The following is an 11,106-nucleotide window of genomic DNA, read 5'->3' on the forward strand; positions in this document are numbered from 1 at the left end:
GCGTTTACTCTTCATAATAACCGTCGCTTAGTACTGCCATGAGTTTTTGCATGTCTTCAGGTAGTGGCGTCGTTACTTCAATGTCCTCACCTGTCGTCGGATGCACAAACCCTAGCGTATAGGCATGCAATGCTTGGCGTGGGAAATTATTAATAGCTTGGCGCTGAGCTTCTGTCAATCCAGAGCGCAACTGACGACGGCCACCATAGACACGGTCACCGACTAGTGGATAAGTAATGTGACTTAGATGCACACGAATTTGATGCGTACGTCCAGTCTCAAGTCCAACATCTAGCAGACAGTAGTTTTCGTTCAATGGTGTGACATTTAGCAGATGCGTTACCGCTTCTCGACCAGCAGTCATCACCGTCATTTTAGTACGCTGGTTGCGATGTCGACCAATCGGCGCATCGATACGACGATGACGAGATAAACTTGCTTGGTCCCCTGCTACGACACACTTATAGTGACGATAAACAGACTTGTCTTTTAGCTGTTCCATCAGTGCCATCTGAGCAGGTTTGGTTTTGCCAATCAATAGCAATCCAGAGGTGTCTTTATCAATGCGGTGCACAAGACCTGCACGCGGTAAATGATGCTGCTGAGGATAGTGATATAGCAATGCATTGACCAAAGTGCCGTTTTGGTTACCAGCGCCTGGGTGAACCACCATACCGACAGGTTTATTGATTACCAATACGTCATCATCTTCATAGACAACATCGATATCTATGTTTTCTGGTTGGTCTTCGCCATGCTGCTGTAACGTCGTTGATAGATGCAATACGTCATCTGCTTTGACACGGACTTTCGGTTTTTGGACACTGCCGTTATAGAGCAGACTGCCGTCAGTAATCCAGTTCTGTAATTGCACCCGCGAAAAGTCCGAAAACGCTTGTGAGGCGACCTTATCAATACGCAGACCAGCTTGATCTTCTGTGACCACATGCGTCATGTCTACAATCACTGGTACAGCTTGACCCGCTACTGGGGCTTCATCGTCGTCACCGTCCATGTCGCTGTCATCAATATCATTATCATCGATGTCGCTATCATTCAGATCATTACCATCATCGATGAGCAACTCTTCATTATCAAGCGCATCATCATGCATTTGCTCGTTTGTAATTGGTTGATTATCAGGTAGCTCATTATTGTTCAAAACTTCATTTGGCATTGGTGACTCTTGTGCTGATGAATCAGTATATAGCGATTGATTCGGTGATAAATTGGTAGTCATGGCATCATTATTCATAGCGGATTGATACATTGATACGTGGCAAAGCCCCTGACAGTGTTTTGTGAGGTGACTTCGAAGATAGTATTATAAATAGCAGTATAAAAAGTTGTCGTTTTTTGATTATCGTTTTTTGCCTATAAATAGCAGATAACCATCTTCAAGGTACAAAAAAGCGAAGACAATACCGCTCTAGTGTACCATGTCGCACGCATAAGCCCTATAGAAGCTGCATGCTATCTGTTAATTTTTGAGCATACATTTGGGCTGTAAGATGCATCGCTTAACTCTCTAGAACATGACATTGCTGTAATTTACTGTATATTTACTCATGCTAGCGACATTCGATATCGCTCGTGACAGCTGCTCATGTTAAACTGCCTATACAATATAGATGGCGAAAAAATAGACGTAGCAAATGTTATTCTATAAAGTATAGCCATGTTTTGCTGTATGCTATGGCACTGTATGCGAATGCCGTATTTAGATACAGTATGAAAATAGCATTGGGTTTTGTTGACCGTGTTTGCCATTTAAACCGTTTAATTGTGGTTAAATGCATGTGGTCTATGACTGGCTTACTATACAAGCGCTATGTATCAAACCCAATCTATCAGTACAATACGTCATAAAAAAAACTGCATTCGATAAAAAATTTTTGCTGGTGGATCGCTGACTATTTAGCGTCGTTTTTTATCACTAACCTTTTATATAGCATGATAGCGCCGCTGCTATTATGCGTCTTGTGTCGGAGAAGAAGTATGCAAGCTGTTGGCAATACGTTTATCAAACTGTCCTCAATAACCCTACTGGCGCTTAGCGTCAACCTAGTGGGTTGCCAGACTTTCAAAAATCTAACTGGCGCCAAAGATGGTGAGGCAGTAGAAACAGCTGAAAAATCAGAGCAAGGATATTATAACGAGGCCGTCAATCAGATTGACAAAGGTCACTATATCCAAGGTATCGAAGAGCTGACCAATCTGCGCACATTCTACCCAACCGGACAGTACGCTGAACAAGCCTTGCTTGATATGATGTATGCACAATATGAAGGCGACAAGTATGAAATGGCGGCAGCAAGTGCTGAGCAGTTTATCCGTCTCTACCCGTCTAACCCACAAGTCAGCTACGCCTACTATGTGCGCGGCGTTGCCAATATGGAAGGTTCATCTGAGAGCCTAAAGCTCTTTAAACTGAACCAAGCTGAGCGTGATACCGCGTATTTGCGTATTGCCTTTGCCAATTTCCAAGAGCTTATCAATAAATATCCAAACAGCCCGTATGCACCAGATGCCGCTCAGCGTATGACGTTCATTTACAATCAGTTTGCTGAGAGCGAAATGAGCGCAGCCAACTGGTATATCGAGCGTGAAGCTTATGTAGCAGCGGTCAACCGTGCCAAATGGGTATTCCAGTATTACCCGCTAAGTGAATCAACCCCAGATGCTCTTGCGGTACTAGCCTATAGCCATGAAAAACTGGGTCTAACCGATTTGGCCAATGAATACAAAACGCTGTTGCAGATCAACTACCCAGAAATGCTAACCAGTAATGGTAGTGTGAAATTGAGTACCAAACGTGACCGTACTTGGCTCAACAAGATCACCTTTGGCAAGCTTGGTCGTTCGAACACAACTGACAAATCAGTCGCGTCTGGCGAGTATAACGGCGCCACCAAGACACAAATAATTCGTAATGCCGCCCAGTTGAGACTAGCAGGAACAAACACGACGCCTGCCAATACTCCAGTCGCCAATAATGCTGCTGCACGTAATGGTATTAGCGTAGGACTAGGTTTACCTGAAGCGTCAGCTGAGCGCGTAACCAGCCAATCAAGCACTGGCTCAACTGCAAGAGAAGCCAACGTCGATCCCCTAAATACCAATCCGACACGTCGCACTACGCTAAATGACGACAGTGTGAGTGATATGGATAATAATTGATTACGTTAAGTCTCTTCTTAGCTTAGCCTAGCTAACACAGTCTGTATTCATTGATAATAAGGTCAACATTATGTTGGCCTTATTTTTCTAGCAGTACCTTATTACCTCTGCCCCAATATAATCGACCTATGGTAAACTGTTTTTTGTATGAGCATTCCTAACCATATTCTTGAACAATTAAATAGCCAAGCTGACCTGATCAGTATCATTGGCAAACACACCACGCTTAAACGGGCTGGTAGTGAATATAAAGGCTGCTGCCCTTTTCACGGTGAAAAATCGCCTTCCTTTTATGTCAATCCACAAAAAAACATATATCACTGCTTCGGCTGTAGCGTCGGTGGCAATGCCATCAGTTTTTTGCGTGATTATGAAAATTTGACATTTATTGAAGCGGTCAATGAACTATCAAAACAAACAGGCATTGAAGTACCGAAAGAAGAACAGCAAAACGTTAGTTATCAACGTCGCGCACCCAAACCTATTGCACCGCCGCCAGTTCACAATGTGCCTAGCCCAACTGTAGAACATAACAAAGTAGATCAAGACGGTGCAAATCAAGACAACCATCAAAATAACTATCAAAACAACCGTCAAGACAGTCATCAAAACAATGTCACCCAAAGCGACCAAAATTACATTAATCAGCCCAGTTATGATGACAATCAAGGCTATGAGAATTTCCCACCGTTAGAGGCGTATGATTCAGCGTCCTATTCGATAGACTCGTATTCCTCAGAGCCGTATTCACCAAGCCACGCAGATGACAGTGGCTATCCGCCAGCATGGCTGACAGATACCGATACTAGCACTGGTATGCAGGACACTCATAGTATTGACCAAAACGATGATAAAGATGGCAATCTATATGAGCTGCTAGAGCAAATCCAGCAATTCTATCAGCACAACCTAACCACGCATCCCCATGCCAAGCATTACTTTTTATCGCGCGGACTCACCGAAGATATCTTTGAAACCTTTGGTCTTGGCTATGCACCATTTGGTTGGCAGCATCTTGAGCATCAATTTCCGCAGGATATTGAGGGTCTAAAAGCTTTAGGATTGGTACGTCAGTCAGAGTCTGGCCGCGACTACGATCTATTGCGCGACCGAGTCATCTTCCCAATTCGTGATAACCAAGGCCGCACTATTGGTTTTGGCGGTCGGGCGCTCGATGACGAAGTAAAGCCTAAATATATCAACTCCTCAGACTCGCCCGTCTTTCATAAGCAGCACGTACTATACGGCTATTATGAATCACGTCAGCAGCGCGCAGACAGCTGGCTGGTGGTCGAAGGCTATATGGATGTGATCGCCCTGTATCAAGCAGGTATCTATGGGGCAATCGCCTCGATGGGTACAGCGATTAATGAAAGCCAAATATCGCGTCTACTGACACTTAATCCAACGCTTACTTTAAGCTTTGATGGAGATAGCGCAGGCCAAAAAGCCGCTTGGCGTACACTTGAAGTTGCGCTGCCTGTACTGGCCGATGATAAAGAGTTGCGGTTTTTAACCCTGCCTAACAATCATGATCCTGATACTTTTATTAAGAGTCAGGGCAGCGATGCCATGCGTGAGCAAATCGCTAATGCCATGCCGCTATCACAGTATATTTTTGCGTATTTGAGTGAGCGTTATGACATGAGTCTGGCTGAAGGCAAAGCCAAGCTCATGTCCCAAGTACGCTCGTTGACGACCGCCTTACCCAAAGGCAGTAGCTTTCGCTATTTACTCAACAATGACGTTTATCAAAAGCTTGGCGGCAGGCGCAGTCAAAATGTCGAGGCCAAAGATGCGCTGCTAGATTTTGATGGCGACATGACCATCAGTCAGCAATTGCAGCTGTGCTTTTTGTTTCAGCCACGCGCACTACTTGAAGACCCCATTGAGTATATTTGGCGACAATCAGGGCTTACCAGCTTAAAACTGCCTGCTCATATCCAGAAAAAAGCCGCAAGCGATGCACTGCGAGCCGTTGCATGGGAAGATTTGCAAGATGTGGCACTATTGGACGTAGTGACTACTATTAAACGGTGCATAAAACATCTGCCAACAGATGCCAATGCAGCCGCACATTTTGTATTATCAAACCTTAATGCAACCAACCAAGCGACCTTAAGTAACAGTTGGGGCGGATTCTATAGAGCATTAACGACAAGAAATGTCTTAAGCCTTGATGATTTAATAGAAGAATTGGTCAGCTCTCTCCTCGAACGTAACATAAAAAAGAAGATGCAAGAATTGATAAAAAATCCTGACCATATCAAACAGGCAATCGTGCGTATGCAAGCGCAGCATTTAAGTAACTGGCTACGTGCGCAACATGCCGAACGCTCATCGCAAATGGTCACTGTGCAGTCTTAATGTTTAATTTCAAATGTTGACCCTTTAAAAGTCTAGCAGCTGCCCCCACTACTAATGATTATGCCCAGTAGCATGAGTCGCTCCCAAATCATTTGGCTGATGGCAAATAATCAGTAAAAAATGGTCGGTAGCTATCACTAGCTCGTGCTTGACGACTGTGGTCTGTGTTAAACTGTGTCGCTGTATATTGACAGCACTGCTTGGTGAATGATTGTGAGCATGCATCGTTAAGCACAAATTTTAGGTATTATTTTTACGTATCAGCTTTTAGATACTATTTTTTAAGTACTGTATTTTTTTAAGTACCATATTGAAGTCTTTTCAGCTTTTCTAATTTTTAGCTGTTTATCAGCATTGTTATTGTAGTGTTTTGAGCCTTTATTCATATCAACTCATTTTTGATATTATTGACAACCTCTACGCCATATTTTGATCAATCGATTGATAAGATCAACGCAAAGAGCGAGCGATAGCGAGTCACAATATAAAAATGTCCGATGCAAGTAAGCGAGTATTTATGAACGATAAGTCAGTTTCTAAGTCCACATCTCAACTGGCCACCTTAATCCAAATGGGCAAAGAGCAAGGGTATCTTACCTACGCTGAGGTGAATGACCAGCTGCCCGACTCTATTACCGAAAGCGATCAGATCGAAGACATTGTGCAAATGCTGACCGATGTCGGTATCAAAATCTTTGAATCAGCTCCTGATGCCGATGACATCTTGATGAACGATGATTCAAGTGATGATGATATGGCAGCAGATGAGGCAGCGGCAGTACTCGCCTCTGTTGAAACTGAGCCTGGTCGTACCACTGACCCTGTACGTATGTATATGCGTGAAATGGGTACGGTTGACCTACTGACTCGCGAAGGCGAGATTGCCATTGCTAAGCGTATCGAAGAAGGTATTCGTGATGTACAGCATGCCATGTCTTACTGGCCTGGTACCGTACAGTTTGTCCTTGATGAGTATCAAAAAGTACAAGACGGCGAAAAAAAGTTATCTGACGTCATCACTGGTTTCTTGGACCCTGAGACCGAAGAAGACAAAATCGCAGCCCAAGAAGCAAAAGAAGCAGCGAAAGAAGAGCGTGAGCGCATTAAAGAAGAAAAAGAAAACCCACCAGTTATCAAAGCCAAGGTCAATGCAAAAGCAGCCGCGCTTGATGATGACGACGAAGACGAAGACGACGTTGAAGACGAAGCTGAAGAAGAAACCAGCGGTCTTGATCCAGAAGAGGTTCGTTTACGTCTAGAAGAGATCGAGCATCTATTTATCAAAGCCAAGCAAGCCTTGCTAGATTATGGCCGTGGTAGCGTACAGGCTGATACCGCGTATGCTCTACTTGCTGAACGCTTTATGATGCTAAAGCTAAACAATCGCTTGTCAGACCAAGTCATGGCTATCATGCATGACGTCTATGACGACGTACGTAAGCAAGAGCGTCAAATCATGCGTTTGGTGATTCGCCGTGGTCGTATGCCGCGTGAAGAGTTCCGTAAGACCTTCCCTAGCAATGAAACCAATGTTGATTGGTTGATTGAACGTATCAAAGGTAAGCCTGCGTTTGCTGGTACGCTAGAAAAAGTCACTGATGACGTCATTTTACTTCAACGTCGTATTCGTGATTACGAGCAACAGCTCGACATGAAAATTCACGACATGAAAGATGTGGCACGTCGTATGGCAGTTGGTGAAGCGAAAGCTCGCCGTGCGAAAAAAGAAATGGTTGAAGCTAACCTACGTCTGGTTATCTCTATCGCCAAAAAATATACCAATCGTGGTCTACAGTTCTTGGATCTTATCCAAGAAGGTAACATCGGTCTGATGAAAGCCGTTGATAAGTTCGAATATCGTCGTGGTTATAAGTTCTCGACGTACGCTACATGGTGGATTCGTCAGGCGATTACCCGCTCTATCGCTGACCAAGCGCGTACCATTCGTATCCCTGTACATATGATTGAGACGATCAACAAGATTAACCGTGTTTCACGTCAGTTGCTACAGGAAATGGGGCGCGAGCCAACGCCTGAGGAATTAGGCGAACGCTTAGAGATGGACGAAGTTAAAGTCCGTAAAGTCCTGAAGATTGCTAAAGAACCTATCTCTATGGAAACCCCTATCGGTGATGATGAAGATTCGCACCTAGGTGATTTTATCGAAGATGGTACGATTTCAAGCCCTGTTGATGATGCGACTGCTGCTGGTCTGCAAGAAGCGACTCGTGATGTATTGGGTAACCTGACTGAGCGTGAAGCGCGTGTCCTAAAAATGCGTTTCGGTATCGATATGCCAACCGATCACACTTTGGAAGAAGTCGGTAAACAGTTCGATGTAACGCGTGAGCGTATTCGTCAGATTGAGGCAAAAGCATTGCGTAAATTGCGTCATCCTTCACGTTCTGAGCACTTGCGCTCTTTCCTTGAAAATGACTAAATTTTCAAGGAAATACTGAGCCTAGCTAATAGGTTTCAGATAGTTGCTAAAAATAAAAAAGCTGAGCATGTCTCAGCTTTTTTTGTGCCTGCTTTTTAGTTCTAGAAATTATTAATCACAGCGTTTGTTAATTACAATGTTTGTTAATTATAAATCCTCTTAATTGCAAAGCGTCCTATTCATAAATCTTTTTAACCCAAGCGCTCCTCGTCCAATATATACCTCTATTTTCTTTATCTTCTACTACCTTCTTTCATTAAAAATTATCTAATTATAGACACAGACTACTTTTTAAAAATCATTTTATAGTTGACACTATCAACCTTATTTTATATAGTTGCTTCTATCAACTATATCAAAGAGTTTTTATGTCTAATAATTCATTGAGCGAAACACTACATCAATTGATGCATACCTATACCAATCTATTACTAGAAGGCATTCGCCAGCAAGGTGTGGAGTTGTCCGTGACCAATATCAGAACCTTAAAAGGCGTTTGTTATAACCCAAATAGCACTGCGCTATCTATCTCTAAACACATGCAGCGAGACAAAGCTCAAATCACCCGCGCCTTAAATGACCTATTGGCGGCTGAGCTAATATTAAAGACAGACAACCCGCTTGATGGTCGCAGCCAATTACTACAGCTGACTCCTAAAGGCGAAGAAGTTATGACAAAACTTGATGCAGCAGAAGAATGGACAAGACAACAATTAACGAAAGATTTAAGCCTCGTAGAGCTTGCATTATTTTTCCGTGTCAGTCGCACCATGATAGACAACGTTAGCACCAGCAAGCCTACCGATAAATAAGTAAGGACAGATCCGTATGAATAACACAATAAATCAAAAACCTGTACGCGAAATCATGACCGTTGCTCACAAGCAAATGATTACTCCGCACTACATTCGTATATACCTAACAGGCCAAGCAGATACTATTGCCAATATCGCGACCATGACAGTTGGCGCAAATAACAAAGTACTTATCCCTGTCGATAAAGCTCAGCCAATTGACCTAAATGACAATACTACATTCGTTGTTCGCACTTATACTCATCGCGGCGCCGATGTAGCAAAACAACAGATCTGGATTGATTTTGTCGCTCATGGTGACGAGGCACCCGCTTCAGGCTGGGCCACTCATGCTGAGGTTGGCGACGAGATTGGTATCTTAATGAAGCCTAAAACCAAAGCGCTTTGTCCTGATGCAGATAATTTTCTACTGATTGGCGATGCCACAGCGATACCAGTGCTCGGCTCAATATTAGAAAGCTTGCCTGCCAGTGCGACTGGTCAATGCATCATCGAAGTGCACGGTGCAGAAGATGAGCAAGAATTGCCGACAGCAGCCAATATCACCATGACATGGTTACATAACCCAGATCCAACGCAAGGCAGTCAATTAATCGACACAGTAAAATCTCTCGATTTACCAACTGCAGAGCAGAGCCGTTTTGCTTATATCGCTAGCGAATTCTCATCTGTCAAAGCCCTACGTCATTATCTAAAAGTCGAGCAACAGTGGTCTAAGGATGAGCTATATGCCTTTTCTTACTGGAAAGCAGGTGTTGCAGAAGATCAATCTGTAAGCGATCGACAAGCAGAAAAAAACACCGACTAATTGAACGCTCTTTATGATAGGAAAATGACTATGGCTCCAAATACCGAGACCTTGCTCATGGATGGCAATAAAAATAGTGGCGTTAAGAATGATGGCACTAAAAAAACACCGTTGCTCTACAAAGTGTTATTAATACTTGCCTTAATGACTGTCATAGGTGGTCTCTTAACAGGTGTGATGACCTATATGAATGTCGGATATTCCGATACATTTTTTATAGACTGGTCTAGAGCGCTACTGGCGGCGTATGCGATCATGCCGATTGGCTTCTTACTGATGGGTCTAGTCACAAAATTTATTAATCACAAGCTACCTAATACCAAAGCGTACAAACGTAATCTCATCACAGGTGTGTTGATGGCTTGTATAATGGAGTCTATGCTGGCCTTTAGTACTGCCTCAAAGACGATTGGTTTTGCCAATCAAACGGCATTTTTGAACGGTTGGTTAGAAGGGTTTCTAGTTGCATTACCAGTAGGATTGACGTTAATGGTCATCGTTTCTATGACCATTAAACCAAAAATTGAGGCATTTCTAAAAAGTTAAAATATCACGACAATGCTTATTGGGTTTTTCAGCACTCTACCGCGATGCTAAGTAAATTAATAAAAAAGCTTAATAAAATTGAAGAACATAAAGCATCAAGGGCGTGTCGAATATTCAACACGCCCTTGTCATGTCAGAAGCTTTCTAATACTATTTTACTGCTGGTTATGTCAAAACTCACGTGTATTTAATAAGTCAGGCGTAACAACGGTTAGTGTTAGATTCGATTTGATACAATCTTTTTTTGTCCATCATATATTATTACTATTCGACAATATTCCGATGACTAGACAGTACAACTGTCATAATTAATTTAGTTTTGGCTGTATACTCTACTGTTATAGAAACGTATAGTCAGAATATAAACGCTAGTTATAAGCAGTATCTTACTAGTAGCCGTTTATTTGTATATGGTTGACACATTGGTGGTAGATAGATTCTACACCGCTTTGGTGTCTAGACCCATAATGAGTAAACTAAAAATCTAATGTTCCACTCTGACAGTTGTTGATTATTAATTAGGTATCGATATCACACATTTTATGAATACAGAAAACATAATATCTGCACTTAACAACCCCATGCGTCGCCAAATCATAAAGTGGTTGAAGGACAGATCAAACTTCCCAGCGTCATTACCAGAGCATGCTAATTTGGATGGGGTATGCGTTAGCTACATCCAAGAAAAAGCTGGATTGTCGCAATCAACCATTTCAAATTATATGGGTGTGTTAAAAAAAGCAGGATTGGTTACGTCCGAACGCCATGGACAATGGACGTTTTATCAGCGTCATGAAGCTAACATCGAAGCATTTCTCAATGAGAGACCATCCCAGATTCTGTGTAACTGCCCTTTAGATTAAATGCTTACTAATACGGTCATCAAACATAATCATAAAACGATTCAGAGCAGACGTCCAGTTACGGATTGGCATCGACCACTTTTTAGA

At 42.8% G+C, this 11,106-nt stretch carries 8 protein-coding genes; 7 read left to right on the plus strand and 1 reads right to left on the minus strand.

Annotated features, from left to right (window positions below):
• Window positions 1-4 precede the first annotated feature (4 nt).
• Window positions 5-1,240, minus strand: a complete 1,236-nt coding sequence (locus tag JMY00_RS09245; RefSeq protein WP_240990714.1) for an RluA family pseudouridine synthase — start codon at window positions 1,238-1,240, stop codon at window positions 5-7.
• Window positions 1,241-1,998: 758 nt separating this feature from the next.
• On the opposite strand from JMY00_RS09245, the gene JMY00_RS09250 reads away from it, so the two are divergent.
• The 7 genes from JMY00_RS09250 (at window position 1,999) to JMY00_RS09280 (ending at window position 11,019) form a co-directional block, all read left to right on the plus strand.
• Complete coding sequence (locus tag JMY00_RS09250; RefSeq protein ID WP_201547341.1) at window positions 1,999-3,180, plus strand: outer membrane protein assembly factor BamD; 1,182 nt, start codon at window positions 1,999-2,001, stop codon at window positions 3,178-3,180.
• Window positions 3,181-3,327: 147 nt separating this feature from the next.
• Window positions 3,328-5,547, plus strand: a complete 2,220-nt coding sequence (locus tag JMY00_RS09255) for a CHC2 zinc finger domain-containing protein (protein WP_201579957.1) — start codon at window positions 3,328-3,330, stop codon at window positions 5,545-5,547.
• 517 nt (window positions 5,548-6,064) lie between these two features.
• Window positions 6,065-7,987, plus strand: a complete 1,923-nt coding sequence (rpoD, locus tag JMY00_RS09260) for an RNA polymerase sigma factor RpoD (RefSeq protein WP_191115137.1) — start codon at window positions 6,065-6,067, stop codon at window positions 7,985-7,987.
• Window positions 7,988-8,355: 368 nt separating this feature from the next.
• On the plus strand, window positions 8,356-8,799 hold the full coding sequence (locus JMY00_RS09265) for a winged helix DNA-binding protein (RefSeq protein ID WP_201579958.1): 444 nt from the start codon (window positions 8,356-8,358) through the stop codon (window positions 8,797-8,799).
• Between the two features lie 16 nt (window positions 8,800-8,815).
• Complete coding sequence (locus tag JMY00_RS09270) at window positions 8,816-9,610, plus strand: siderophore-interacting protein (protein ID WP_102090439.1); 795 nt, start codon at window positions 8,816-8,818, stop codon at window positions 9,608-9,610.
• A gap of 30 nt (window positions 9,611-9,640) precedes the next feature.
• Window positions 9,641-10,156: a DUF2798 domain-containing protein gene (locus JMY00_RS09275; RefSeq protein WP_201579959.1), complete on the plus strand. Its 516-nt coding sequence runs from the start codon at window positions 9,641-9,643 to the stop codon at window positions 10,154-10,156.
• 542 nt (window positions 10,157-10,698) lie between these two features.
• Complete coding sequence (locus JMY00_RS09280; protein ID WP_201579960.1) at window positions 10,699-11,019, plus strand: metalloregulator ArsR/SmtB family transcription factor; 321 nt, start codon at window positions 10,699-10,701, stop codon at window positions 11,017-11,019.
• Window positions 11,020-11,106 lie beyond the last annotated feature (87 nt).

This window comes from Psychrobacter sp. Pi2-52 (genome assembly GCF_904846705.1).
Classification (GTDB): domain Bacteria; phylum Pseudomonadota; class Gammaproteobacteria; order Pseudomonadales; family Moraxellaceae; genus Psychrobacter.